General features: G+C 69.4%; 28 protein-coding genes. 8 read left to right on the plus strand and 20 right to left on the minus strand.

What is annotated here, in order from left to right:
* The first annotated feature begins 10 nt into the window (after nt 1–10).
* Both G8346_RS09375 and G8346_RS09380 read left to right on the plus strand, forming a co-directional pair.
* Nucleotides 11–553, plus strand: a complete 543-nt coding sequence (locus G8346_RS09375) for an ATP-binding cassette domain-containing protein (protein WP_370520578.1) — start codon at nt 11–13, stop codon at nt 551–553.
* On the plus strand, nt 544–1338 hold the full coding sequence (locus G8346_RS09380) for a metal ABC transporter permease (RefSeq protein WP_166050497.1): 795 nt from the start codon (nt 544–546) through the stop codon (nt 1336–1338). Before G8346_RS09375 ends, G8346_RS09380 begins: the two co-directional genes overlap by 10 nt.
* On the opposite strand, the gene G8346_RS09385 is transcribed toward G8346_RS09380, so the two are convergent.
* Both G8346_RS09385 and G8346_RS09390 read right to left on the minus strand, forming a co-directional pair.
* Nucleotides 1294–2388 (minus strand): DUF2891 domain-containing protein, encoded by a 1095-nt coding sequence (locus G8346_RS09385; RefSeq protein WP_166050499.1) that lies wholly within the window; start codon nt 2386–2388, stop codon nt 1294–1296. The genes G8346_RS09380 and G8346_RS09385 overlap by 45 nt on opposite strands.
* The gene (locus tag G8346_RS09390) at nt 2385–2732 is read right to left on the minus strand and encodes a histidine triad nucleotide-binding protein (protein ID WP_166050501.1); all 348 of its coding nucleotides are present in this window, start codon (nt 2730–2732) and stop codon (nt 2385–2387) included. Before G8346_RS09390 ends, G8346_RS09385 begins: the two co-directional genes overlap by 4 nt.
* Nucleotides 2733–2849: 117 nt before the next feature.
* Between G8346_RS09390 and G8346_RS09395 the strand changes: the two genes are divergently transcribed.
* Nucleotides 2850–3308, plus strand: a complete 459-nt coding sequence (locus G8346_RS09395) for an LEA type 2 family protein (protein ID WP_166050503.1) — start codon at nt 2850–2852, stop codon at nt 3306–3308.
* Between the two features lie 13 nt (nt 3309–3321).
* Here the strand turns inward: G8346_RS09395 and G8346_RS09400 are convergent, their stop codons facing one another.
* The 9 genes from G8346_RS09400 to ssb all read right to left on the minus strand — a co-directional run bounded on the left by G8346_RS09400 (nt 3322) and on the right by ssb (nt 12568).
* Entirely contained in the window at nt 3322–3747 is a 426-nt protein-coding gene (locus G8346_RS09400; protein ID WP_240901425.1) for a hypothetical protein, read from the minus strand.
* 71 nt (nt 3748–3818) lie between these two features.
* The gene (lptE, locus tag G8346_RS09405) at nt 3819–4310 is read right to left on the minus strand and encodes an LPS assembly lipoprotein LptE (RefSeq protein ID WP_166050507.1); all 492 of its coding nucleotides are present in this window, start codon (nt 4308–4310) and stop codon (nt 3819–3821) included.
* Between the two features lie 3 nt (nt 4311–4313).
* Nucleotides 4314–6911, minus strand: a complete 2598-nt coding sequence (gene leuS, locus G8346_RS09410; RefSeq protein ID WP_166050509.1) for a leucine--tRNA ligase — start codon at nt 6909–6911, stop codon at nt 4314–4316.
* 30 nt (nt 6912–6941) lie between these two features.
* Complete coding sequence (lnt, locus tag G8346_RS09415) at nt 6942–8456, minus strand: apolipoprotein N-acyltransferase (protein ID WP_166050511.1); 1515 nt, start codon at nt 8454–8456, stop codon at nt 6942–6944.
* 4 nt (nt 8457–8460) lie between these two features.
* Nucleotides 8461–9309: an HlyC/CorC family transporter gene (locus tag G8346_RS09420; RefSeq protein ID WP_166050513.1), complete on the minus strand. Its 849-nt coding sequence runs from the start codon at nt 9307–9309 to the stop codon at nt 8461–8463.
* Entirely contained in the window at nt 9302–9772 is a 471-nt protein-coding gene (ybeY, locus tag G8346_RS09425) for an rRNA maturation RNase YbeY (RefSeq protein ID WP_370520579.1), read from the minus strand. Before ybeY ends, G8346_RS09420 begins: the two co-directional genes overlap by 8 nt.
* Entirely contained in the window at nt 9769–10728 is a 960-nt protein-coding gene (locus G8346_RS09430; RefSeq protein WP_166050515.1) for a PhoH family protein, read from the minus strand. The genes ybeY and G8346_RS09430 overlap by 4 nt, the downstream gene beginning before the upstream one ends.
* 15 nt (nt 10729–10743) lie before the next feature.
* Nucleotides 10744–12111, minus strand: coding sequence for a tRNA (N6-isopentenyl adenosine(37)-C2)-methylthiotransferase MiaB (miaB, locus tag G8346_RS09435; protein ID WP_166050517.1), 1368 nt, complete (start codon nt 12109–12111; stop codon nt 10744–10746).
* A 10-nt stretch (nt 12112–12121) separates the two neighbouring features.
* Nucleotides 12122–12568: a single-stranded DNA-binding protein gene (gene ssb / locus G8346_RS09440; RefSeq protein ID WP_166050519.1), complete on the minus strand. Its 447-nt coding sequence runs from the start codon at nt 12566–12568 to the stop codon at nt 12122–12124.
* A 206-nt stretch (nt 12569–12774) separates the two neighbouring features.
* Between ssb and uvrA the strand changes: the two genes are divergently transcribed.
* The 5 genes from uvrA to G8346_RS09465 are packed head-to-tail and all read left to right on the plus strand — an operon-like array spanning nt 12775 to nt 18205.
* Complete coding sequence (uvrA, locus tag G8346_RS09445; protein WP_166050521.1) at nt 12775–15642, plus strand: excinuclease ABC subunit UvrA; 2868 nt, start codon at nt 12775–12777, stop codon at nt 15640–15642.
* Nucleotides 15643–15646: 4 nt separating this feature from the next.
* Nucleotides 15647–16006 carry a ribonuclease domain-containing protein gene (locus tag G8346_RS09450; protein ID WP_166050523.1) on the plus strand — a complete coding sequence of 120 codons (360 nt, stop codon included), beginning with the start codon at nt 15647–15649 and terminating at the stop codon, nt 16004–16006.
* A complete protein-coding gene (locus G8346_RS09455; protein WP_166050525.1) occupies nt 16003–16425 on the plus strand; it encodes a barstar family protein in 423 nt (140 codons plus the stop codon). The genes G8346_RS09450 and G8346_RS09455 overlap by 4 nt, the downstream gene beginning before the upstream one ends.
* Nucleotides 16422–17963, plus strand: a complete 1542-nt coding sequence (locus G8346_RS09460) for a Na+/H+ antiporter NhaC family protein (protein ID WP_166050527.1) — start codon at nt 16422–16424, stop codon at nt 17961–17963. The genes G8346_RS09455 and G8346_RS09460 overlap by 4 nt, the downstream gene beginning before the upstream one ends.
* Nucleotides 17960–18205, plus strand: coding sequence for a hypothetical protein (locus tag G8346_RS09465; RefSeq protein ID WP_166050529.1), 246 nt, complete (start codon nt 17960–17962; stop codon nt 18203–18205). The genes G8346_RS09460 and G8346_RS09465 overlap by 4 nt, the downstream gene beginning before the upstream one ends.
* Before the next feature lie 28 nt (nt 18206–18233).
* Here the strand turns inward: G8346_RS09465 and G8346_RS15135 are convergent, their stop codons facing one another.
* The 9 genes from G8346_RS15135 to rpsK all read right to left on the minus strand — a co-directional run bounded on the left by G8346_RS15135 (nt 18234) and on the right by rpsK (nt 25799).
* Entirely contained in the window at nt 18234–19460 is a 1227-nt protein-coding gene (locus tag G8346_RS15135; protein ID WP_206202654.1) for a hypothetical protein, read from the minus strand.
* A gap of 173 nt (nt 19461–19633) precedes the next feature.
* Nucleotides 19634–19996, minus strand: coding sequence for an antibiotic biosynthesis monooxygenase (locus G8346_RS09475; RefSeq protein WP_166050531.1), 363 nt, complete (start codon nt 19994–19996; stop codon nt 19634–19636).
* A gap of 41 nt (nt 19997–20037) precedes the next feature.
* Nucleotides 20038–21744, minus strand: a complete 1707-nt coding sequence (gene ggt, locus G8346_RS09480; RefSeq protein ID WP_166050533.1) for a gamma-glutamyltransferase — start codon at nt 21742–21744, stop codon at nt 20038–20040.
* A 20-nt stretch (nt 21745–21764) separates the two neighbouring features.
* Complete coding sequence (locus tag G8346_RS09485; RefSeq protein WP_166050535.1) at nt 21765–22316, minus strand: GNAT family N-acetyltransferase; 552 nt, start codon at nt 22314–22316, stop codon at nt 21765–21767.
* Between the two features lie 4 nt (nt 22317–22320).
* Nucleotides 22321–23229, minus strand: coding sequence for a 5'-nucleotidase (locus G8346_RS09490; RefSeq protein WP_166050538.1), 909 nt, complete (start codon nt 23227–23229; stop codon nt 22321–22323).
* A gap of 121 nt (nt 23230–23350) precedes the next feature.
* Nucleotides 23351–23734, minus strand: a complete 384-nt coding sequence (gene rplQ, locus G8346_RS09495; protein WP_166050540.1) for a 50S ribosomal protein L17 — start codon at nt 23732–23734, stop codon at nt 23351–23353.
* A gap of 28 nt (nt 23735–23762) precedes the next feature.
* The gene (rpoA, locus tag G8346_RS09500; RefSeq protein WP_166050542.1) at nt 23763–24752 is read right to left on the minus strand and encodes a DNA-directed RNA polymerase subunit alpha; all 990 of its coding nucleotides are present in this window, start codon (nt 24750–24752) and stop codon (nt 23763–23765) included.
* Between the two features lie 18 nt (nt 24753–24770).
* The gene (rpsD, locus tag G8346_RS09505; protein ID WP_166050545.1) at nt 24771–25391 is read right to left on the minus strand and encodes a 30S ribosomal protein S4; all 621 of its coding nucleotides are present in this window, start codon (nt 25389–25391) and stop codon (nt 24771–24773) included.
* Nucleotides 25392–25409: 18 nt separating this feature from the next.
* Nucleotides 25410–25799: a 30S ribosomal protein S11 gene (gene rpsK, locus G8346_RS09510; RefSeq protein WP_165347668.1), complete on the minus strand. Its 390-nt coding sequence runs from the start codon at nt 25797–25799 to the stop codon at nt 25410–25412.

Raw genomic sequence — 25799 nt, forward strand, 5'->3', positions numbered from 1 at the left:
GCTGGAACTGGTGGCCGCACGGGCCGGGTACGCCCGGCCGGTGGTCGGGCCCGTGTCCTTCCGCATCGAGCCCGGCGAAGTCCTGGGGCTGAGCGGCGCCAACGGCCAGGGCAAGACCACGCTGCTGCGTCTCATCACCGGCACTGCGGTGCTGCACGGCGGCCGGCTCGAGCGCGCGCCCGGGCTCACGGTGGCGCATCATCGGCAGCGGCCCGAGCGCCCCCCGGAGTTGCCGCTCACCGGCCGGGAGGTGCTGCGCGCCGCGGGTGCCCGCAGCGAGTCGCTGCCGCTGCGGCTGGCAGGCCTGCTCGGGCGTTGCCTGGAGGAAATGAGCGGCGGCGAGTTCCAGCTGCTGCACGCCTGGGCCTGCCTCACCGGGCCGGCGAGACTGGTGCTGCTGGACGAGCCGACCAACAACCTCGACCCCGACGCCATCGACCTGCTGCTGGCGGAGATCGCCCGCCTGTCGCCGCAGCGCGCGGTACTGATGGTGAGCCACGACGCCGGGTTTCTCGAGGCCGCCTGCCACCGGATCGTGTCGCCATGTCCCTGAGCCTCGCCTGGGACCCGCTGTTCCGCTTGCCGCTGGCAACCGGGCTGCTGCTGGCGCTCGCCCTGCCCCTGCTCGGCGCCGGGCTGCGCTTGCGGGAACAGTGGTTGTCCAGCCTCGGCGTCGCCCAGGCAGCTGCCGCCGGCGGCGTGGCGGGCGCCCTGCTGCACGCGCCGGTGCTCGTCTTCGCGCTGCTCGGCGCCCTGGCCGCGGGCCTGGTGCGTTTCTTCACCGGCCGGGCGCGTAACGAGCACTACGCCGTGATGCTGCTGGCGGGCTGGGCGGCCGTGCTGCTGCTGGCGACGCGCGGACACCACGCCGACCTGGTGGCGACCCGGCTGCTCAACGGCCAGCTGTACTTCACCACCGCCGCGCACCTGGCCGGCGCGGCGGCGCTGCTGGGATGCCTGCTGGCGGGGGGGCGGTGGCTGTCGCGGCGGCTCGTGCTGGGCCGCCTGTTTCCCGATCACTACACCGCCAACCGCCTGCCGACCTGGCCGCACGAGTTCGGCTTCGAGGCCCTGGTGGCGTGCGGCGTGGTGCTCGGAATCAGCACCATGGGCGTGATGGCCACTTTCGCCATGATGTTGCTGCCACCGTGGGTGGCCTTCCGCCTGGCCCGTGGCTGGTACCGGGCGCTGGCGCTCAGCGCCGCCCTCGGCCTGGTCGCGTGCATGGCCGGCTTCCTGCTGGCGCTGGGCCTGGACCTGCCGTTCGGGCCCACCCTCACCGCGGTGCTGGCGCTACTCGTCCCGCTGCGCCTCCTGCCCACGCGCCTCGGCGCCTGAGGGCAAACCCCGCCCCGTCACCAGGTAGGTGGCGAAACTGCCGAGCCAGTGGCTGCCGGCGTAATGCGCATCACTCACGCCGGCCAGGCCCGACCGGGCGTGCGCCGCGGCCGCGGCGCGCAGGCTGATGCGCCTGGGGTCGCCGGCCGGCAACCCGGCGGCGATGCCCTCCAGCATCCACGCGCGGCTCAGGTTCAGGCCGTCGATGTGCGCCAGCTTGCCGTCCGTGCGATCGGTGACCCGCGCCACCGGGAGCCACTCCGCGTCGCCGTCCTCCGGCAGGCCGGGCATGAAATTCGCCAGCCACGCCGCAAATTCTGCCGGCGGCAGCAGGCGGCGCACCAGGTCGGCCTCGGCCAGGCAGGGCGAAAGAAAATCGTGGCCCGAGGGCTCGTAGGCCAGCGGGCAGTCCCGGTCGCCGAGGTACAGTGTGCGCGAAGTGTCCTCGATGAGCGCGGCAAGCTCGGCGTCGCCCGCCAGGCGCGCCCAGTCCAGGGCCAGCCCGAAGGCGAAGGCCGTCTGCGAGTGTTCGCCGGAGCGGATGGGATAGGCCAGCTTCGGCAACCATGTCTTCAGGCGCTGCGCGGCGACGGCTTCCAGCGGGGCGAGCGCCTGTGACCAGCGGCGCGCCTCGGGGTCGTCCCACTCGCGCAGCTCCGCGCCGAGCTGCAACAGCCAGGCCAGTCCGTAGGGGCGCTCGAACCCCTCCCGTCCCGGGGCCTCGAGATACGCCACTTCAGCCAGGATGCCCGCGGCCGTGAGGCTGCGCGCCAGCGCGGCGCGCGCCGCGGGCGCGAACGCGGCGTCGGGCTCCAGCCGCGCCAGCCGGGCGAGCAGCCAGTGACCATGCACCGAGGAGTGCCAGTCGAAGCAACCCCAGAACACGGGCGTCAGCTCGCGCGGCGGCCTCGCGTCCGCGTCATCGTTGAGCACGTGCGCGATCTTGTTGGGGTATTCGCGATGCACGCAGGACAGCGCCAGCTCCGCGAAGCGCCCCGCGACCGAGGGATCGAGCATCATGCCGGCCAGCGCCAGTGCCGCGACGCTCATTGCGGCTGCAGCATGCGGCCGAGCGGGCGACCGCCCACCAGGTGCAGGTGCAGGTGATACACCTCCTGGCCGCCATGCGCATTGCAGTTGATGATGAGCCGGTAGCCGTCCTCGGCCAGGCCCTCCTGGCGCGCGATGTCGCGGGCCACGCAGAACATGTGCCCGACCAGCTCCGCGTCACCGTCCTCGATGTCGTTGGCCGTGGGGATCGGTTTCACCGGGATGATGAGCACGTGCACGGGGGCCTGGGGATGGATGTCGCGGAAGGCCACGACCCGCTCGTCGCGGTAGACGAAATCCGCGGGCAGTTCGCCGGCAATGATCTTTTCGAACAAAGTGGGCATGCGTCGCTCTCCTTGTCGCTGCCGTGGATGCCAGCCCGGAGTGTGGCAGCGCCGCCCCGCGCCCGCAACGCGCGCCCGCGACCTATAATGGCGGTCTTGAGCGCACCGGAGAACGCCATGTCGAGGTTGATTGCATTGCTTGCCGCCCTGGGGCTGTTGCTGTCCGCCGGCGGCTGCGCCAGCGTGAGCTCGCTGGAGACGCCCGAACTGCAGCTGACGAGCTTTCGCGTGCTCGAGCACGAGCAGGACGCCCTCGAACAGCGCTTCGCGGTCGGCTTGCGGGTGATCAATCCCAACAACCGCGACATCGACATCCAGGGCCTGGACTTCAGTCTCGACCTGAACGGCCGCCGCCTCGCGCGCGGCGTGAGCGATAGCGGCTTCCTGCTGCCGCGGCTCGGCGAGGCGGAGACTACCGTGGTGGTCACCACCTCGCTGTTCGACGTGCTGCGCCAGGCCATGCAGCTGGGCAGCCAGGAAGAGGCCCTGGAATACCGCTTGCGTGGCCGGCTGCACCTTGGCGGGATGTTCCTGCGCAGCATTCCTTTCGATCGCAGCGGCACCCTGGAACAGTAAGGGCCGGCAGCCTTCAGCTCTCCCGCAGCCGCCAGGTCGGGCGGCCGTCGGCATCCGCCAGGTGATATTGCTGGAGCCACTGCAGCGCGTCGTCGGCGTCCTGCTCGAACCAGGCGCGCGTCGCGCCGAGCCTGAAAGAGTAGCCCCAGGCATCCATGTCCGCGAACATGCGCGCCCGGCCGAAGCCGGGCAGCTCGTCCGCGAGCAGGACCTGCAGGTAACAGACCCCGTTCTCCTCGTCGTAACCGCCGCCGGCGTCGGTATCCAGCGCTGACCGTCGCTCGGGCGACATGCAGACATAGTGGCATGCTTCGTGGAGCACCGAGTGCAGCGGCGTATCCGCACGTGCATACAGCACGTCGCCGCGCAGGCCCGCCTCGCGCTCGCCCCACCACGAGCCCGGGATCTCGGCACCGGCAGGAACCCGGGCCAGCGTCATGCCGTAGCGGGCGAGGAGTCGTTGCACGCCTGATTCGAAACCGTCGCCGAGCACGACGACTTCCGGCTCGCTCAAGGATCGAGACCCGCCAGCTGGCGCGTAATCAGCCCGGCGATGTCGCGCGCGAGCGCCTCGCGCAACATCTCTTCCTCCTGCTGCTTGCCGAGGATGTCACGCTCGTTGTAGGGGAACACCCGGCTGCGGCTCACGCGCTGCGGGGCGAGCAGGATCCCTGCCGTGCCTTCGACCTCGTACTGGGCGACGTAAAAGACCTCGTACTCGGTCGGCCGGTTCTGCGCCGACACCGACTTCACCCGGCGGCCGTAGCGCTCGTCGACGATGCGCAACGTCGCCGTCCCCGCAGTTGCATCCTGGGTCAGCACCACCCCCGCCGCCGCCAGCGAGCGGCGCAGCTGCACCGCCAGGTCGGAGTTCGGATCCGGCACGGCCAGGTAGACCTTGGCGAGCTCCGGCGGAAAGCTGCTGACGCCCTGCAGCTGGAAACCACAGGCCGAGGCGGCAAGGGCGAGACAGGCCAGCGGCAGGGCGATGATGCGGCGCATGCGTCAGACCACGATGTTGACGAGACGACCGGGCACGATGATCACCTTGCGCACCGACCGGCCGTCGACGAAGCGCGCCACGTTGTCCTCCGCCAGCGCGGCGGCGCGGATGGACTCCTCGGAGGCGTCGCGCGCCATGCGAATACGGCCGCGCAGCTTGCCCTGCACCTGCACCACCAGCTCGACCTCGTCCTGCACCAGCGCAGCGGGATCGTGCCGGGGCCAGGGCTGGTCGACCACCGAGCCGCTCTTGCCCAGGGCTGCCCACAGCGCATGGCAGGCATGCGGCACGATGGGCGAGAGCAATAGCACCACGGCCTCGCAGATCTCCTGGCGCAGGGCGCGGTCCTGGGGGCCGTCGCCAGCGTGGCGGCCGAGGGCGTTGAGCAGCTCCATCACCGCGGCGATGGCGGTGTTGAAGGTGTAGCGCCGGCCGACGTCGTCGCTGACCTTGGCGATGGCGGCATGCAGCTGGCGGCGCAGCTCGCGCTGGGCGTCATCCAGGGCGTCCACGTCCAGTGCAGCCGCCGGGCCGGCGCTGACGTGCTCGTGCACCAGGCGCCACAGCCGCTTCATGAAGCGATGCGCGCCCTCCACGCCGGTGTCGGACCACTCCAGGCTCTGCTCCGGCGGCGCGGCGAACATGGTGAACAGGCGCACGGTGTCGGCGCCGTAACGATCGATGAGCGCCTGCGGGTCGACGCCGTTGTTCTTCGACTTCGACATGGTGCCCATGCCGCCCAGCTGCACCGGCGCGCCGTCGGCGGCCAGCGTGGCACTCACCACGCGGCCCTTCTCGTCGCGCTGCACCTCGACCTCGGCCGGGTTGTACCAGGTGCGCCCCCCCTTCTCGTCCTCGCGGTAGAAGGAGTCGGCCAGCACCATCCCCTGGGTCAGCAGGTTGGTGAACGGCTCGTCGCTGTCCACCAGGCCCTCGTCGCGCATCAGCTTGTGGAAGAAACGCGAGTACAGCAGGTGCAGGATGGCGTGCTCGATGCCGCCGATGTACTGGTCCACGGGCAGCCAGTAGCGCGCCCGCTCGTCCAGCATGGCCTGGTCCTGGTCGGCGCAGCAGTAGCGCGCGTAGTACCAGGACGACTCGAAGAAAGTGTCGAAGGTGTCGGTCTCGCGCCGTGCCGGTCCGCCGCAGCGTGGGCAGTCCACCTTGACGAAGTCGTCCATGTGCTTCAGCGGCGAGCCGGCGCCGGAGAGGGTCACGTCCTCCGGCAGGCGCACCGGCAGCTGGTCGTCCGGCACCGGCACCGAGCCGCAGGACGGGCAGTCGATCATGGGCACCGGGCAGCCCCAGTAGCGCTGCCGCGACACGCTCCAGTCGCGCAGGCGGTAATTCACCCGGCGGCGGCCGCGACCCTCGGCCCCAAGCTTGTCCGCCAGGGCCACGAAGGCCTCGGCCGAGGTCTTGCCGTCCAGCTCGCCCGAGTTCACCAGCACGCCGTACTCGACGTAAGCGCCCTGGGACAGGTCGACCGCGGCACCGTCGGCCGGCGCGATGACCTGGCGGATCGGCAAGCCGTACTTGGTGGCGAACTCCCAGTCGCGCTTGTCGTGGCCCGGCACGGCCATCACGGCGCCGGTGCCGTAGCCCATGAGCACGAAGTTGGCGACCCAGACCGGGACTTCCTGCCCGGTCAGCGGGTGGACCACGTTCACGCCGAGCGGCATGCCGCGCTTTTCCATGGTCTCCAAGGCCGCCTCGGTGGTGTGCGCGCGGCGGCACTCGGCGAGGAACTCGCCCAGCTCGGGGCGGCCCTCGGCGGCCTGGACCGCCAGCGGGTGCTCGGCCGCGACCGCCATGTAGGTCACACCGTGCAACGTGTCCGGGCGGGTGGTGTAAACGGTGAGCGCCTCATAACCGGCGACCGGTCCGCCCGCGAGGGCGAAATCCAGCTCCAGGCCCTCGGAACGGCCGATCCAGTTCGCCTGCATGGCGCGCACCTGCTCCGGCCAGCCGGGCAGCTTGTCCAGGCACTCCAGCAGTTCGTCGGCATAGGCCGTGATCCTGAGGAACCACTGCGGGATCTCGCGCCGCTCCACCAGCGCACCGGAACGCCAGCCGCGACCGTCGATGACCTGCTCGTTGGCGAGCACGGTCTGGTCCACGGGGTCCCAGTTGACGGTGGAAGAGGACTTGTAGACCAGCCCCTTCTCGTACAGACGCAGGAAAAACCACTGTTCCCAGCGATAGTAGTCGGGGTCGCAGGTCGCCAGTTCGCGGCGCCAGTCGTAGGCGAAGCCGAGCCGGCGCAGCTGGGCGCGCATGTGGGCGATGTTCTCGCGCGTCCATTTGCCCGGCGGCACCTGGTTCTTGATGGCGGCGTTCTCGGCCGGGAGGCCGAAGGCGTCCCAGCCCATGGGCTGCAGCACGTTCCTGCCCTGCATGCGCTGGTAGCGGCTGACCACGTCGCCGATGGTGTAGTTGCGCACGTGGCCCATGTGCAGCCGCCCGCTGGGATAGGGGAACATGCACAGGCAATAGAACTTCTCTTTCGATGCGTCTTCATGCGCCTCGAAACATCCCGTGTCGTCCCAGTGACGCTGGGCCTCGGGCTCGATGATTTCCGGCTTGTAGATGGGGTCCATGGCGGCTTCGCTCAAATCAAGCTGCCAAGATTACCGCCCCGCGCTGTTGCGGCGCAAAGCCGCGAGCAGGAACAGCAGCGCCGCCGCCCCCGCCAGGGGTGTATCGCCCATGCGCAGCCACGGCGTCATGCCCTGCATGGGGACCACCGCGCCGATGACGACCTCGGGCTCGAACTGCCGGGAGCGCGCCACCACCTGGCCATGGGGATCGATCACGGCCGTGATGCCGTTGTTGGTGGCGCGCAGCATCCAGCGCCCGGTCTCCATGGCCCGCATGCGGGCGATCTGCAGGTGCTGGTGGGGCGCGATGGTGTCGCCGAACCAGGCGTCGTTGCTGACGTTGACCAGGAGCTGTGCGGCCGGGAAGAACACGCGCTGCTGGGCGCCGAAAGCGTCCTCGTAGCAGATCGTGGGGGCGACCGGCACACCGGCCAGCGTCATCGGCCCCGGGTCGGGCGGCCCCGGTGCGATGTCACTGTAGGGCAGGCTCATCATGCGCATCACCTCGCGCACGAAACCCGGCACCGGGAAATACTCGCCGAAGGGCACCAGCTGGCGCTTGCGGTAGATCTCCGGCTCGCCGCCGAGGGACACCAGGGTGTTGTAGTAGCGCCCGTCGCGCGGGTCCCGCTCGAGGATGCCCATGAGCAGTTCGCTGCCCGCCTCGCGGGCCCGCGCGTCGAGCGTTTCGAGGAACTCGATCTCCTCGTGCAGCAGCGCCGGCAGCGCCGCCTCAGGCCAGATCAGGAGGTCGGTGCCCCAGTAGGGCTCGGTCAGCCGCAGGTAAAGCTCGCGGGTGGGCTCGAGCTGCGTCTGCAGCCATTTCTCGTCCTGGCCCACGGCGCCCTGGATCATCGCCACCTGCAGCGGCGGGCCGGCCGGCTGCGTCCACGCCTGCCGCGCGGCGGCGCCGGCGGCCGCGAACAGCGCGAACAGCACGGCGATGGCCGCAGCGCGACGCGGCAGGTCCTCGCGCAGCAGCGTCACCAGCGCGCCCGCGCCCAGCGCACAGGCCCAGCCCAGGCCATACACGCCGCCGAGCGGCGCCAGGGTTCCCAGCACGGAATCGGCCTGGCTGTAGCCGAGACTGAGCCAGGGGAAGCCGCTCAGGAACCAGCCCCGGACCCACTCCAGCAACACCCAGGCGGCCGGCAGCCCGATCAGCCAGCGCGTCGTGCCGGCGGCCGGCAGCCAGCGCGCCGCAGCCCAGCCGAGCAGCGCATAGTAGGCCGCCATCAGCGCGGCCAGCGCCACGGTCAGGAAGCCGGCCAGCACGGCCGGCGCCTGGCCGAAATCGTGCACCGAGACGAAGGTCCACCAGGTGCCGGCAAGGAAGGCCGCAAAGCCGTAGAGGAAGCCCAGCCATGCCGCCCGCCCCGGGCTTGCCCCCTGCCAGCACAGGAACAGGACGGCCGGCGACAGCAGGGCAACAGGCCACCAGCCCTGCGGCGCAAAGGACAGCACCAGCAACAGGCCCGCCGTGACGACGCAAAGCTCGATGAGGCGCGACCGGTACCAGGCCGGCAGTTGCGACCGCGGGAACATCACCTCAGTCGGTGAGGCGGCGCAGTCGCACCGCGTGGATGCGGCGCCGGTCGGCGCGCAGCACGGTGAAACGCATGCCGCCGAAGGACAGCGACTCGCCCTTGCGCGGCAAGCGGCCGAGCTCGTGCATCACCAGCCCGCCGACGGTGTCGTAGTCCTCGTCGCTGAAGTCAGTGCCGAGCTCCTCGTTCAGGTCCTCGATGCGCGCGAGGGCATCGACCCGCCAGATGTCTTCCCGCTCGGGCACGATCAGGACCTCCTCGTCCGGGTCGTGCTCGTCGTCGATTTCGCCCACGATCTGCTCCAGCACGTCCTCGATGGTGAGCAGGCCGGAGACGCCGCCGTACTCGTCCACCACGATGGCCATGTGGTTGTGGCTGTGGCGGAACTCCTTCAGCAACACGTTGAGACGCTTGCTCTCGGGGATGAACACCGCGGGGCGCAGGCATTCCTTGATGCGGAAACGAGTGCGGTCGCCTTCGGCGAAGAAGCGCAGCAGGTCCTTCGCGAGCAGGATGCCGGTGACCTCGTCGCGGTCGTCCGCGATGACGGGGAAACGAGAATGCCCGGATTCGATGATGACTTCGAGCATCTCCTGCGGGGTGGCGTCACGTTCCAGCACGACCATCTGGCCGCGCGGGATCATGATGTCGCGCACCTGCATGGTGGAGACCTCGAGCACGCCCTCGAGCATCTGGTGTTCGTCGGCGTCCAGGATCTGCTGGGCACGCGCCTGCTGCAGTATTTCGAGCAGGTCGGCGCGATCGCGCGGTGCAGTGCGCAAGGCGCCGGCAAGGCGGGCCATCAGGCCCGTGCGGCGCCCGCCGGTACTCGGAGGTTGGTCGTCAGCCATCGTGCGCGTCCGTCTCCTGGTAGGGGTCGGGCCAGCCCAGCTCGGCGAGAAGCTCCGTCTCCAGGGCCTCCATCTCCGCCGCCTGCGCCGGATCCTGGTGGTCGAACCCAAGCAGGTGAAGGGTACCGTGAATCACCATGTGGGCCCAATGTGCCTCCGGCGCCTTGCCCTGCGCCGCAGCTTCGGCCGCCACCACCTCGCGGCAGATGACCACGTCACCGAGCAGGGGCAGCCCCAGCTCGGGCGGCAGGTCGGCGGGGAACGCCAGCACGTTGGTCGGCTTGTCCTTGGCGCGAAACTGGCGGTTCAGGGCCTGGCTCTCGGCGGCGTCCACGATACGGATGCTCAGCTCGGCCGCGCTGCGGCGGCCGGCAAGTGCGGAACGGGCCCAGTGGCGCAGCTTGGCCACCGCGGGCAGGCCCGTGCGCGTGCCGCTCACCTGCACGTCGATGCGCACGCTCACGCCTCGTCCTCCTGGTGCCGCTGGTAGGCCTCGACGATCCGCTGCACCAGCGGATGACGCACCACGTCGCGCGCGGTGAACCAGGTGAAGCCGACGCCCTCCACGTCCTGCAGCACGCGCGAGGCATGGCGCAGGCCCGAGACCTTGTTGGCGGGCAGGTCGGTCTGGGTCACGTCGCCAGTCACTACCGCGCGCGAACCGAAGCCGATGCGCGTGAGGAACATCTTCATCTGCTCGACAGTCGAGTTCTGCGCCTCGTCGAGGATCACGAAGGCCTCGTTCAGGGTGCGGCCGCGCATGAAGGCCAGCGGCGCCACCTCGATGACGTGGCGCTCCATGAGCTTCGCGACGCGCTCGAAGCCGAGCATCTCGTACAGTGCGTCGTACATGGGGCGCAGGTAGGGATCGACCTTCTGCGACATGTCACCGGGCAGGAAACCGAGCCGCTCGCCGGCCTCGACCGCCGGACGCACCAGCACGATGCGCCGCACCTCGTCGCTTTCCAGCGCTTCCACCGCGCGCGCCACGGCGAGGTAGGTCTTCCCGGTGCCCGCGGGCCCGATGCCGAAGCACAGGTCGTGCTCGCGCATGGACTCCAGGTACCGGCCCTGGTTCGGGCCGCGGCCGCGAATGACGCCGCGGCGGGTGCGGATTTCCCCCGGCGCATGTTCGTCGGGCGCCGCGTAGAGGCCAGATTCCTGCAAGGCCGTGTGCACGACCTGCGGGCTGATGTTCTCCTCTGCCGCCTGCTCGAACAGCGACACCAGCAGCCGTTCTGCCGCCTCCACTGCGGGCGTCGGGCCCTCGAGCTGGAACAGGTTGCCGCGCGGGCGGACCTGCACACCGAGGCGGCGCTCGATCTGCTTCAGGTGCTCGTCGAACTGGCCGCACAGGTTGGCGAGACGCTGGTTGTCATCTGGCTCGAGTACCAGGTCCCTGACGAGGTTGGCGTTCAAGTTCGCTGTCGGACCTCAGGCTGAACGGGGCAGGACGTCCTCGACGCCGACCACGCGGCCGCGCAAGGAATTGGGCAGGGCCTCGGTGACCAGCACGTCGACGAAGCGGCCGACCAGGCCCGGCTCGCCGTCGAAGTTCACCCAGCGCATGTTGCCGGTGCGTCCCGCCAGCTGGCGCGGACTCTTGCGCGACGGGCGCTCCACCAGCACGCGCTCCACGCCGCCGACCATGGCGGCACTGATCGCCGCAGCGTGCTGGTTGATACGGTGCTGGAGCAGCGCCAGGCGACGCTGCTTCTCGGCCGTGGTGACGTCGTCGGGCAGCGAGGCCGCGGGCGTACCGGGGCGGCGGCTGTAAATGAAGCTGAAGGACTGGTCGAAGCCGACGTCCTCGATGAGCTTCATGGTGTAGTCGAAATCCTGCGCCGTCTCGCCGGGGAAGCCGACGATGAAGTCCGAGCTGATGCTGATGCCGGGGCGCGCCTCGCGCACGCGGCGGATCTTCTGGCGGTACTCGAGCGCCGTGTGGCCGCGTTTCATCATCGCCAGCACGCGGTCCGAGCCGCTCTGCACGGGGAGATGCAGGTACGGCGCCAGTTCCGGCACCTCCGCATAGGCCTGCACCAGGCTGTCGGTGAACTCGACCGGGTGCGAGGTGGTGAAGCGAATCCGGTCGATCCCGTCCACGGCGGCGACGAAGCGGATCAGGGCGGCGAGGTCCGCCGTCGTGCCGTCGTGCATGGGGCCGCGGTAGGCGTTCACGTTCTGGCCGAGCAGGTTGATCTCGCGCACGCCCTGGGCCGCCAGCTGCGCCACTTCCACGATGACGTCGTCGAAGGGCCGGCTGACCTCCTCGCCGCGCGTGTAGGGCACGACGCAGAAGCTGCAGTACTTGCTGCAGCCTTCCATCACGGAGACGAACGCCGTCGGACCCTCCGCGCGCGGCTCAGGCAGGCGGTCGAATTTCTCGATCTCCGGGAAGGAGATGTCCACCGCCGGCTTGCGGCTGCGGCGCACATCCTCGAGCATCGCCGGCAGGCGATGCAGGGTCTGCGGGCCGAAAACGACGTCGACGAAAGGCGCACGCTCCAGGATGGCCTCGCCCTCCTGGCTCGCCACGCAGCCGCCGACCCCGATCACCACCCCGGGCCGCGCCGCCTTCAGTTCGCGCCAGCGGCCCAGCAGGGAGAACACCTTCTCCTGTGCCTTCTCGCGGATGGAGCAGGTGTTCAGCAGCAGGACGTCGGCTTCCTCGGGCGACGCCGCCGGCTCGAAGCCGTGCGACTCGCGCAGGACGTCCGCCATCTTCGAGGAGTCGTACTCGTTCATCTGGCACCCGAAGGTGCGGATGAAGAGCTTGCCGCCGGGCTTGTGCGCGTTCATCGGTCCCCGGTCAGAAAGGAATGTCGTCCTCGAAGGGCTCTTCCTTGCGGCCGCCCGAAGAGGAACTGCCCGCGGACGAGCGGTAGTCGTCGTCCCGGCTCGCCGGGGCGCCGCCGCCAGGCCGGCCGCCGAGCATCTGCATGTCGCGGGCGACGATCTCGGTGGTGTACCGATCGTTGCCGTCCTTGTCCTGCCACTTGCGCGTCTGCAGGCGACCCTCGACGTACACCTGGGAGCCCTTGCGCAGGTATTCGCGCGCGGTCTCGGCCAGCTTGTCGAACATCACGATGCGATGCCACTCGGTCTCCTCGACCCAGTCGCCGCTCTGCTTGTCCCGGCGCCGGTCGCTGGTCGCGACGTTGAAGTTGGTGACGGTCAGCCCGCCGGGAGTGGTCCGTGACTCCGGATCCGCGCCCAGGTTGCCCACCAGGATGACCTTGTTGATACCGCGCGCCATGTGCGTCCCTCGCTCGTCGTGTTGCCGGGCCGCTCGCCCGGACTCAAAGAATAGCCGTCTAGTCTAGCCTGAACAGCCCCGAATCTCACGCGCGCCGGCCGGAAACCGGCCCTTGACCGGGGTCGAAACGGGAGGCTGGGACGCGGTGAGCGCCGCGGCGACATTTGTGCGTATAGTAACGAGTTCGGCCCAGTCACACGGTACCCATGGACACCATCCGCATCCGCGGCGCCCGCACCCACAATCTCAAGTCGGTGGACCTCGAGCTGCCGCGCGACCGCCTCATCGTGATCACCGGCCTGTCGGGCTCCGGGAAGTCCTCGCTCGCCTTCGACACCATCTACGCCGAGGGGCAGCGGCGCTACGTGGAGTCGCTCTCCGCCTACGCGCGCCAGTTCCTGTCGATGATGGAAAAACCCGACGTGGAATCCATCGAGGGACTGTCACCGGCCATCTCCATCGAGCAGAAGTCCACCTCGCACAACCCGCGCTCGACCGTGGGCACGGTGACGGAGATCTACGATTACCTGCGCCTGCTCTATGCCCGCGCCGGCACGCCGCGCTGCCCGCGCCACGCCGAGAAGCTGGAGGCGCAGACGGTCACCCAGATGGTGGACCAGGTGCTGGCGCTGCCGGAGGGCACCCGCCTGATCCTGCTGGCGCCGGTGGTGCGCGATCGCAAGGGCGAGCATGCCCAGCTGATCGCGGAACTGCGCAGCCGCGGCTTCATCCGCGCCCGCATCGACGGCGAGGTCTGCGAGCTCGACGACCCACCCGACCTGGACCTGCATCGCAAGCACACCATCGAGGCGGTGATCGACCGCTTCCGCGTGCGCAGCGACCTGCGGCTGCGCCTCGCCGAGTCTTTCGAGACCGCCCTCAAGCTGGCCGACGGCAGCGCCACCGTGGCCTTCATGGACGAGCCCGAACGCGAGCCGATGGTGTTCTCGGACCGCTTCGCCTGTCCCGTGTGCGGCTACAGCATCCCGCAGCTCGAGCCGCGGCTGTTTTCCTTCAACAACCCCGCCGGCGCCTGCCCCACCTGCGACGGGCTCGGGGTGCAGCAGTTCTTCGACCCCGCGCGCGTGGTCGCCCATCCGCACCTCTCCCTCGCCGGCGGCGCCGTGCGCGGCTGGGACCGGCGCAACGCCTATTACTTCCAGCTCATCCGCAACCTCGCCGAGCACTACCGCTTCGACGTCGAAACCCCGTTCGAAAAGCTGCCGGCGCGTACCCGCAAGACCATCCTGTTCGGCTCGGGCGAGGAGGAGATCGAGTTCTCCTACTTCAACGGCCGCGGCGGCGTGACCCGGCGCAAGCACCGCTTCGAGGGCGTGATCCCCAACATGGAGCGGCGCTACCGCGAGACCGAGTCCGGCGCCGTGCGCGACGAGCTGTCGAAGTACCTCGGCACCCATCCCTGCCCGAGCTGCAAGGGTACGCGCCTGAACGAGGCGGCCCGCCACGTCTTCGTCGCCGAGCGCGGCCTGGCCGAGGTCACCGCGGACGCCGTGGGCGAGGCGCTGCGTTTTTTCGAGACCCTCGAGCTGCCCGGCTGGCGCGGTGAAGTGGCGCGCAAGATCATCAAGGAGATCAACGACCGGCTGCGCTTCCTGGTGGACGTGGGGCTGGACTACCTGACGCTGGATCGCAGCGCCGAGACCCTGTCGGGCGGCGAGGCACAGCGCATCCGCCTGGCAAGCCAGATCGGCTCGGGGCTGGTCGGCGTCATGTACATCCTGGACGAGCCCTCCATCGGCCTGCACCAGCGCGACAACCGGCGCCTGCTCAACACCCTCCTGCACCTGCGCGACCTGGGCAACACCGTGATCGTGGTCGAGCATGACGAGGAAGCGATCGCCACCGCAGACCACATCGTCGACATCGGCCCCGGCGCCGGCGTGCATGGCGGCCGCATCGTGGCGCAGGGCAAGCCGGCGGACATCATGGCCAGTACCGACTCGCTCACCGGGGATTACCTGTCCGGGCGCAAGTCCATCGCCGTGCCCGCGGCCCGGACACCACGCCAGAAGGGCCGCGACATCGTCGTGCGGGGCGCGCACGGCAACAACCTTGCGGCCATCGACGTGGCCATCCCGATCGGCCTGCTCACCTGCGTTACCGGGGTGTCCGGCTCAGGCAAGTCGACCTTGATCAACGACACGCTCTACCTGGCGGCCGCGCAGAAGCTCAACGGCGCCGCGGTGACGCCCGCGCCGCACGAGCGCATCGAGGGCCTGGAGCACATCGACAAGGTCATCGATATCAGCCAGAGCCCCATCGGCCGCACACCCCGCTCCAACCCGGCGACGTACAGCGGGCTGTTTACCCCCATCCGCGAGCTGTTCGCCGGCACCCCCGAAGCCCGCTCGCGCGGCTACAAGGCGGGCCGCTTCAGCTTCAACGTCAAGGGCGGCCGCTGCGAGGCCTGCCAGGGCGACGGCGTGCTCAAGGTCGAGATGCATTTCCTGCCGGACATCTACGTCGCCTGCGACGCCTGCCACGGGCAGCGCTACAACCGCGAGACGCTGGAGATCCGCTACAAGGGCAAGAACATCCACGAGATCCTCGAGATGACCATCGAGGATGCGCTGGCCTTCTTCGCCAACGTGCCGGTGGTCAAGCGCAAGCTGCAGACGCTGATGGACGTCGGCCTGTCCTACGTCCGCCTCGGCCAGAACGCCACCACCCTGTCCGGCGGCGAGGCGCAGCGCGTGAAGCTGGCCAAGGAACTGTCCAAGCGGGACACCGGCAAGACGCTGTACATCCTCGACGAGCCCACCACCGGCCTGCATTTCCACGACATCGCCCAGCTGCTCGGCGTGCTGGGCCGGCTGCGCGACCACGGCAACACGGTGGTGGTGATCGAGCACAACCTCGACGTCATCAAGACCGCCGACTGGATCATCGACCTCGGCCCGGAGGGCGGCGCCGGCGGCGGCACGCTCGTCGCCGCGGGCACGCCGGAGCAGGTGGCCGCCAACAAGGCCTCCTTCACCGGCCAGTTCCTCGGCCCGATCCTCGCTGCGGCGGCCGCGCCGGCCAGGCCGCGCCGACGGCGGAACAGCGGCTAGCCTGATGCGCCTGCGCCTGCCGCTGCTGTTGCTCCTGCTCGCCGTGGCGGCGCTGCTCAGCGTCTGGCGCCCGGCGCCGGACACGGGCGCCGCGGCAAGCCTGCCGCCGGAAGCCCGCGCCACCCTGCAGCTCATCGCACAGGGCGGCCCGTTCCCGCACCGCCAGGACGGCACCGTGTTCCACAACCGCGAGCGGCTGCTGCCGCAGCGACCCACCGGCTACTATCGCGAATTCACGGTGCGCACGCCGGGCGTAACTCATCGCGGCGCGCGCCGCATCGTCACCGGCGGCGACCCACCCGAGGTGTACTACTACACCGAGGACCACTACCGCAGTTTCCGGCAGCTGGAGCTGTCGCCGTGAACCCGCCCGTCACCCCGCAGCTGCTGCGGGACGCGGCAGCCGGCGGCGTGATCGAAGTCGCCCCCGGGGACACCGAGAGGGTGCTCGAGGCCGCCGCCGCCGCGGGCTTGTGCAGCGTGCGCATCGATCTTGCAGGCTGCCGCAGCAAGGCCGAACTGCTGGCACGCATCGCCGATGCGCTGGAGTTCCCCTGGTGGTTCGGCCAGAATTGGGACGCACTGGCAGACTGCCTGGGCGATCTCGAGTGGCTGCCGGCCGCGGGTTACGTGCTCCTGCTCGAGGGCGCCGACGACCTGCGGCGCGCCGCAGCGCACGACTACGCCACGGTCACCGAGGTGTTCGCTGCTGCAGCGCGCGGCTGGCGCGAGCACAACACGCCCTTCTGGGTGTTCATCAGCGGCGCAAAGGAAAGCACATGATCCAGGCCACTGGCCCCACCGCCGGCGCAGCGCAGCCACACCCGGCGCCGATCCGGTTTCGCGGCGGCAAGGCCGTCAGCGCCGTGCCGATCCTGTTCTTTATCGCGTGGGCCATCGTGCAATCCGGCCTCCTGGGCATCGGCGACACCGCCGGCCTGGTGGTGGGCATGCTGGTGGGACTGGTGCTCGGCATGCTGCTGGTGAAGGGTGACTGGGCAACGTACGCCGATGCCGTGGTCGAGGGCATGGCGCAGAAGGTGGCGGTGACCGCGATCGTGGCCTGGCTGTGGGCCGGCATGTTCGCCGCCACGCTGCAGGTCGGGGGCTTCGTGGACGGGCTCGGCTGGCTCGCCGACGCGCTGGGGCTGGGGCCGGCCCTCTTCCCCGCCGTGACCTTCCTGCTCGCCGCCCTGCTCGCCACCGGCATCGGCACCGGCTACGGCACGGTGATCGCCTTCGTCGCCCTGTTCTTCCCGGCCGGCGTGGCGCTGGGCGCAGATCCCGTGCTGATGTTCGGGGCGATCCTGTCCGGCGCCGTGTTCGGCGACAACCTCGCCCCCGTGAGCGACACCACCATCGTCAGCGCCGTGACGCAGGACTCCGACGTCGGCGGCGTGGTCGCAAGCCGCTTCAAGTACGCCATCATCGCCGCAGTGCTGGCCTTCATCGCCTACCTGGGCTTCGGCCTGGCCTCGAGCGGCGCAGCCGTCGACGCCGATGCGGCCGCCCTGTTCCGCGCCCAGAGCAATGCCGCCGGGCTGCTGCACCTGCTGCCGATCGCGCTGGTGATCGGTCTCGCCATTCGCGGCCGGCACATCATCGAGGCGATTTCCGCCGGCCTGATCCTCGCCATTGTCATCAACCTCGTCTTTGGCCTGGCCGCCGGGACGGACATGCTGGCCTTCCGCGTCGCCGCGGACAGCTGGGCCGCCGCGATCTTCGGCGGCTGGCCGCTGGTGCAGGTGGTCCCCGCCGCTGCGGCCGGCGTCGGCGGCAGCCTGTACGACGGGCCCGTCGGCTTCGCCACCCTGGCGGTGCTGATCCTGCTGGTGCTCGGCGGCGCCCAGGTGATGATCCGCGGCGGTGGTTTCCAGGCGCTGCAGGACTGGCTGCTGAGAAAAGTGGCCCGCTCGGTGCGCTCCGCGGAAGTCACCATGGTCACGGTGACCGCCGGCATCAACGCCGCCATCACCATCAACACCGCGGCGCAGATCGCCATCGCGCCCTACATTGCCACCATCGGCAAGCGCTTCAACCTGAACGGCTACCGCCGCGCGAACATACTGGACGCCAACACCTCGGCGCTGGGCTACATCTTCCCCTGGGCCGGCGGCGTGCTGGTGGGCTACACCCAGATGCAGGCGCTGGCGACGACCTACGAGTGGTTCACGCCGGACATGGTGGTGGAACCGATCCAGGCCTGGCCCTGGGTGTTCCATGGCTGGCTGCTGGTCGCCGTGTTCCTATTCTCCGCCTGGACCGGCTTCGGCCGTGAATACACCACCGACCGGGTGAGCAAGGGAGGGGCCACGCTGTGATCAGGGGCTTGTTCGCCAACTGGCGCTTCCGCAGCAGCCGGCCCGGGTTCGCGGCGGGCGATGAAATCCGCGCCTACCTGACGGGCTTCGACCCCGCCACCGGCCAGGGCACGGCGCGCATCGGCGACACCGTGCTGCAGGTTACGGGGGCCGCGCCCGGGCAGGTGGACCAGCTCATCGACCTGCGGGTGGAGAGTTTCGACGCGGCCCGGGCCACTGGCCAGGCGGTGCTGCGAGGCTGAGCCGCTCCCGGCTGCGGGACGGCGAGCGCTAGTTCCCGAGCCAGCGCTCCAGCTGCGCCAGAATGCGCGGGCTCGACACCAGGTCGAAATGGCTCAGTCCCGTGCCGACCCAGCGGTTGCTACGCGGGAAGCCCAGCGCGAAACGCTCGTCCTCATGCTCGCCCAGCGCGCTGGCCAGCGGCACCAGGCCGTCGCCGAGCAGGCGCGCGGACCGCGCTGCGTCACTTTCCGCGCGCAGTGCGGCGGCGGTGTAACACTCCACCCCCGCCGGCAGTGGCAGCGGCGTGCGCGGATCCTTGCGCATCGGCGCATAGCGATCGCGCGCTGCCCAGTCCTGTTCCAGCAGGATGCCGAAGCGCAGGTCGGTGATGCCGTGGCTGCGGATGCGGCCGAGGCGCGTGAACGGCCGGGTGTAAGGACTCAACCCCAGCAGCGTGTCCAACCCGTTGCCGGCGCGCTCCAGCGGCGAACCATGGTGCGGCGTGCCGAGGAAAACCAGCTTTCGCAGCCGCGCCGGCCAGGCGTGACCCGCGGCCGTGCCGTAGTGATGCGCGCTGCGTGCCACCAGTCCACCCATGCTGTGGCCGACGATGGCGAGCTCCTGGACCTCGACCGGCCACTGCCCAAGCAGGTTTTCCAGCAGTGCCGCGAGCGCCCGCCCGTTGGCCGCGATATGCAGGCCGGTGTTGTAATGCAGCTGCAGGGAGGTGTAGCCCAGCCCGGCGCCGGCTGCCGCAATCTCGTCGCGACCGGCGCGCCCCCAGTGCGCGGAATGCATGCACAGGCCGTGCGCCTGGAGCAGGATGCGGGGACCGGCACAGGGCACCGTCTCGCGCAGCGCGGCGCGGCTGAGTTCTAGCGGCACGCCGTCCCGGCGCAGCCCCATGCGGACCGCCAACGGGTTGCCGGTGGCGGCCAGGTGATCACCGAGCACGCCGTTGATCACGCCCAGCACTGCTTCATGTTGCGACGCGCGTTGCGCCAAGTCGTTGCCGGCCTGGTGCCAGTCCGAGATGGGCGCGAGCGCCCGGTCAATACCTGCGCCGACCAGGCGGATGCCGCCGCCGACACAGCGATAGACGAGCCCGGTGATGCCGCGCGTGCGCTGGTTGCTGGATCCAGGCAGGATGCCCGCGAGCCCGGCGATCGTGCCGTGCATCGATTCCACCAGGTCGGTCACGCCGGTCGCCGCGTCGACCAGCAGGCGGCTGGCGCCGCGGAGGTCGGACGCCAGGCTATGCGCGGGCGCGCTCACTGGCGCGTCCGGACGGAGTTCAACGCGGTTTCTTGCCGGAGCCGGCCCCGCCCCTGGGCGCGTCGCCGGAATCCTTGCGGTAGTCGCCAATCAGGCCCTTGACCGGGCACATCGAGAAAATTGCGCAGTTCTTGCACCCTGTGGCCAGAGCGACGGGGCAGAGAGTCATGGCTTCATTCCTCGATGGTATACGGAGACCCAGCATAGTCGCCGGGCGCCGGCGCGTCCACGCAGCGCACCAGTTCGAGGAAATCGGTGGTGGGCGTGCGCGCAGCCAGCCAGCGCAGCCCTTCCTGGCCGTCTTCGCTCCTGCGGTAGGCCTGCCAGTCCTCCGCACGCGCCCACTGGAACACCTCTACGACCTTGCGGGCGTCCTCGCTCAGGTAGACCAGCCCGGAAATGAAACCCGGATGGAAGCGCATGCGCTGCGCGACGAAGTCCCCCAGTTCGTTGGCGAATTGCTCGCTCTCACCTGGCTTGCAGTCGAAGACCAGCAAGACATTGAACGCACCCTGGTGCACCGGCAGCGATTTCATACTCGTCAAGCTCCTTTTGCAGCGTCCGCGGCGGGCCGCCTTCAGTAACCCGCAGCGTGCCCGTCCTTGCGCGACTCCGACGCCCCGGTCCAGCTGCCCTCGTCCTTGCGGATGGCCTGGTAACCGCCGTAGCCGCCGTCGTTGCGCACCTCGACGCGATGCCCGCGGCGCTCGAGCTCGGCAATGGCCTCCGGCGGGAAGCCCCGCTCCAGCCGCACCACGCCACCGTCGGTCATGCGCTCGCCGGTGGGCTCGCTGGAACCGTCATGGCGGATGCGGGGCGCATCGCCCGCGGCCTGCAGGTCCATGCCGAAATCGATCATGTTCACCAGCACCTGCGCGTGTCCCTGCGGCTGCATGCCGCCGCCCATGACGCCGAAGCTCAGCCAGGGCTCGCCGTCCTTCGTCACGAAGGCCGGGATGATGGTATGGAAGGGCCGCTTGCCCGGGGCGAAGGCGTTGGGATGAGCCGGGTCGAGGCTGAACATCTCGCCGCGATCCTGCAGCACGAAGCCGAGCCCGGGCGGGGTCATGCCCGAGCCCATGCCGCGGTAGTTGCTCTGAATGAGAGAGACCATGTTGCCCTCGGCGTCGGCCACCGTGAGGTAAATGGTGTCGCCGTCACGCAGCACCTCCGGGTCGCCGTGCGGGTACATGGCCGCCGCCTTTTCCGGGTCGATCAGGGCACGCCGCGCATCCGCGTACTGGTCGGAGATGAGTTTCGCCACGCTCACGTCCATGAAGTCGGGGTCGGCGTAGAACCGTGCCCGGTCCTCGAAAGCCAGCTTCTTCGCCTCGACGAACAGGTGCATGAAATCGGCGCTGCCGAAGCCCATGCTCGCGACGTCGTAGCCCTCGAGCAGCTGCAGGATCTGCAGCCCGGCGATGCCCTGGCCGTTGGGCGGCAGCTGCCAGACGTCGTAGCCACGGTAATTCACCGCGACCGGCTCGACCCAGTCGGAACTGTGCGTCGCCAGGTCCTCGTAGGACAGGAAGCCGCCGTTGGCCTGCATGTAGTCGGCGATGGTGCGGGCGATCTCGCCCTTGTAGAAAGCGTCGCGGCCGCCGGCGGCGATCTTCTCGTAGGTGTCGGCGAGCGCCGGGTTGCGGAAGATTTCTCCCTTCTTCGGGGCGCGACCGCCGGGCAGGAACACCGCGGCGAAGCCCGGGTACTCGCCGATGCGCTCCGCGTTCAGCGCCCAGTAGTGCGCGATCACCTCGGTGACGGGGAAGCCCTCGCGCGCGTAACGGATGGCCGGCGCCAGCACGTCCTTCATGGGCAGGCGCCCGAAGCGGCCATGCAGCTCGAACCAGCCGTCCACGGCGCCCGGCACGCTGACCGGCAAGGGGCCGAAGCGCGGGATGCTCTGGTAGTCGTTGTCCTTGAACCACTGCAGCGACAGCCCGCGCGGCGAGCGGCCGCTGGCGTTCAGGCCATGCAGCTCCTTGCTCTGCGCGTCCCACACGATGGCGAACAGGTCGCCGCCGATGCCGCAGCCGGTCGGCTCCATCAGGCCGAGCGCCGCGTTGGCGGCGATGGCCGCGTCGATGGCGTTGCCGCCCTTGCGCATCACTTCAAGCGCGATCTGCGTCGCCAGCGGCTGGCTGGTCGCCGCCATGACGCCGGGCGCCATGACCTCCGAGCGGGTGACGAATTCCGGACCGGTGACGCGATCGGCGCTCAGGGACATGCTGCTGGCGAGGCCCAGGACCAGGGTTGCGGTGATGCGGGACATTCTACGGGACATTCGGTGCTCCGGGCGTAGGCTCAGAAGGGGATGCGCTCGTCGTGGATGGGGAAGACGACCCGCACGCTGTCGGGCTCGCGGCTGCGTTTCATCTCGTAGCCGGAATGGTCGAAGACCTCGATCATCTTGCGGTTGGACGGCAGCATCTCGGCTTCGAACTCGACGATGTTGTTGTCACGCGCAATCCGGGTGAGATGTTTCAGCAACTGCGTCGCCACGCCCTTGCCCTGGTAGTCGTCGCGCACCAGGAAAGCCACCTCGGCCCGGCGCGGCTCCGTTAATGGCTGGATCTCGATGTAGCGCCCGACGGCGATGATGCCGTCCTCCTCAGGCGCCTCGGCCGCGAGGGCGGCATGGTGCTCGAAATCGAGCCGCGTGTAGTAATCCAGTTCCTTGTCGGAAAGCGAGTTCTTGTTCTCGAAATAGCGGAAGTAGCGCGACTGCTGGCTGGAACGTTCGAACAGGTCGCGCAGGACTTCGCGGTCCCACTCGCGCACAGCGCGCAGGAAGAACGGCGTGCCGTCGATCATGTAGCCGAGGGCGCGGTACTCGCGCGGGTCGGGGATGCTCATGGACTCACCTCTCGCCGTCTGCGGCGACCGGGGGCACACGGCCGGTGGGCACGCGCGGCGCCGCCCGCTCGCAATGCGCCGCCTGGTCGTCGAAAAAAATGTGCGGCCGGAAAGCCGCGAGGATCTCGGTCTTGGGCACGCCGCCGAGAAAGAACGCCTCGTCGACCTCCACGCCCCAGGCCAGCAGAGTGCGGATGACGCGCTCGTGAGCCGGGCCGCCGCGCGCCGTCACCAGCGCGGTGCGGATTGGCGTCACGCCTTCGCGCCGTGCCGCCTGCTGCAAATGAGAAAGCTTGTGCAGGAGGTTGGCGAAGGGACCGGCAGGGAGCGGCTCTCGCGCCCGCTCCGCCTCGTGCCGGGCGAAGGCTTCCAGGCCGTCGGCCTGGAAGACGCGCTCCGCCTCGTCGGAGAACAGGATGGCGTCGCCGTCGAAGGCGATGCGGATCTCCTCCGCCGGCTCCAGCGGGTCGTCGGGACGATCGTAGAGCAGCGCCGCCGCCACGCCGCCGTCGAGGGCGCGCCGCACGTCGTCCTCGTAGCCCGACAGGAACAGGTCGACGTGGAAGGCCTTGAGGTAAGGCGCCAAGGAGGCCCCGCCCGACAACGCCGCGCGGGTGATGTCGAGGCCGTAGTGGCGGATGGAGTTGAAGATGCGCAGGCTGGTCTCCGTGGAGTTGCGCGACATGACCACCACCTCGGCCCGGCGCGGGGCGTCCGGGGTGTTCAGCGCCAGCACGGCCTGGGCGAGGGGAAACCCGGTGCCCGGGGGCAGGATTTCGTCTTCGCGGCTGAGCTGCTCCTCGCGGTAAGCGTCGAGACCGGCGGAGACGAACAGGGCGTCCTCCCGGCGCAGGTCGAACAGGGCGCGCGAAGAAATGCCCACGACCAGGCACTCGGAGAGATCTTCAGCCAATGTTCCGCTCCATGCAGGGATTATGGCATCCACTGCCGCCAGGCGTACAAAGCCGGGCAGCCAGAAAAGAAAAGGCCGGGCGTGGGCCCGGCCTTCCTTCGTCTGCTCCAGCGGCTCGCGCTTACTCGCCTGCAGCCTCCGCCTTCTCCGGCTGGTCGACCAGCTGCACCAGCGCCATGGGGGCGTTGTCGCCGGGACGGTTGCCCATCTTGAGGATGCGCAGGTAGCCGCCCGGACGCGCCTGGTAGCGCGGCCCCAGCTCGTTGAACAGCTTGCCGACCACGGCCTTGTCACGCAGGCGGTCGAAGGCACGGCGGCGCTGGGCCACGCCGTCTTCCTTGGCCATGGTGATGAGCGGCTCGACCACCCGCCGCAGCTCCTTGGCCTTGGGCAGCGTGGTCTTGATGGTCTCGTGCAGCAAGAGCGACGAGGCCATGTTGCGGTACATGGCCCTGCGGTGGGAACTGTTGCGGCCCAGTTGGCGGCCTGCTTTGCGGTGACGCATGACTCGTTATCCTGTTGCCTGGGACGCCTCAGGCGACCCGGTCGTCGTCGTGCCTGAGAGTGGCCGGCGGCCAGCCATCGAGGCGCATGCCGAGCTGCAGGCCGTGGTTGTCCAGCACCTGCTTGATCTCGGTGAGCGACTTCTTGCCCAGGTTCGGGGTGCGGAGCAACTCCACTTCCGTCTTCTGGACCAGGTCGCCGATGTAGTTGATGTTCTCGGCCTTGAGGCAGTTGGCCGAGCGCACGGTCAGCTCGAGCTCGTCCACCGGCTTCAGCAGGATCGGATCGATGGCCTTGTCGCCCGGCTCGGGGCCGAGGCCCTCGCCCTGCAGGTCGACGAACACGGCCAGCTGGTCCTTGAGGATGGCGCCGGCGCGACGAATCGCCTCTTCCGAGTCGATGGTGCCGTTGGTCTCGACGTCGATGATCAGCTTGTCCAGGTCGGTACGCTGCTCCACGCGGGCGGCGTCGACCGTGTAGGAGACGCGGCGCACCGGGCTGAAGGAGGCATCGAGCTGCAGCCGGCCGATCGGGCCGCCTTCGTCCTCGACCTGGGTCACCGGCTGGTAACCGCGGCCGCGACGCACCTTGAGGCGCATGGACAGCTGGCCGGCCTTGGTCAGCGTCGCGATGACCAGGTCGGGATTGATGATCTCGACGTCGTGTCCGGTCTCGATGTCCGCCGCGGTCACCACGCCCGGGCCCTTCTTGGCCAGGGTGAGCTCGATCTCGTCGCGCTGGTGCATCTTCACGGCCAGCTGCTTGAGGTTCAGCAGGATGTCGACGACATCCTCCTGCACGCCCTCGATGCTGGTGTACTCGTGGAGCACCCCGTCGATCTCGACCTCGACCACCGCGCACCCCGGCATGGAAGACAGCAGGATGCGACGCAGGGCGTTGCCCAGCGTGTGTCCGAAGCCGCGCTCGAGCGGCTCGATGGTGACCCGGGCCGTGGTCCGGCCTTGCGGCTGGACCTTGACGACGCGGGGACGCAGAAATTCGTTGACCGATGCCTGCATGGGCTTCGTGCCTCGCAATTACTTGGAATAGAGCTCGACGACCAGGTTCTCGTTGATGTCGGGCAGGATGTCGTCGCGATCGGGCAGCTGCTTGAGCACGCCGCTCATCTTGGTCTGATCCACTTCGACCCACTCCGGGAAGCCTGCCTCCCCGGCCAGCTGCAGGGCGTTCTGCACCCGCTGCTGCTTCTTGGCTTTTTCCCGGACAGCGATCTCGTCGCCCGGGCTGACCTGGTAGGACGGAATGTTCACCACCTGGCCGTTCACCGTGACGCCCTTGTGGCTCACGAGCTGGCGCGCTTCGGCACGGGTGGAGGCAAAGCCCATCCGATAGGCCACGTTGTCCAGGCGCCCCTCGAGGAGCTTCAGCAGGTTCTCACCGGTGGAGCCCTTCTGCTGGGCGGCCCGCTTGTAGTAGTTGCGGAACTGCCGCTCCAGCACCCCGTACATGCGGCGCAGCTTCTGCTTCTCGCGCAGCTGCAGGCCGTAGTCCGAAACGCGCGGACGACGCTGGGGAGCACCGCCGGGCGGCACCTCGAGTTTGCACTTGGACTCGAGCGGACGGACGCTGCTCTTGAGGAACAGGTCCGTACCCTCCCGGCGGGAGAGCTTGCACTTCGGTCCGAGATATCTAGCCATAATTCGAGCCTCTGGGGATCAGACGCGGCGCTTCTTGGGCGGCCGGCAGCCATTGTGGGGAATCGGGGTCACGTCCTCGATGTTCGTGACGCGAAATCCCACGGCATTGAGGGAGCGGACGGCCGACTCGCGGCCCGGGCCCGGGCCCTTGACCCGGACTTCCACGTTCTTGACGCCGTACTCGGCCGCAGCATTGCCGGCCTTCTCGGCCGCCACCTGGGCGGCGAAGGGCGTGCTCTTGCGCGAACCACGGAAGCCGCAGCCGCCGGAGGTCGCCCACGACAGGGTGTTCCCCTGGCGGTCGGTGATGGTGATGATGGTGTTGTTGAAAGAGGCGTGGATGTGCGCGATGGCATCCACCACCTGCTTCTTGACCTTCTTTCTCACCCTGGGGGCTTGCTTCGCCAT

The organism is Thioalkalivibrio sp. XN279 (assembly GCF_011089885.1).
Lineage (GTDB): Bacteria > Pseudomonadota > Gammaproteobacteria > Steroidobacterales > XN24 > XN24.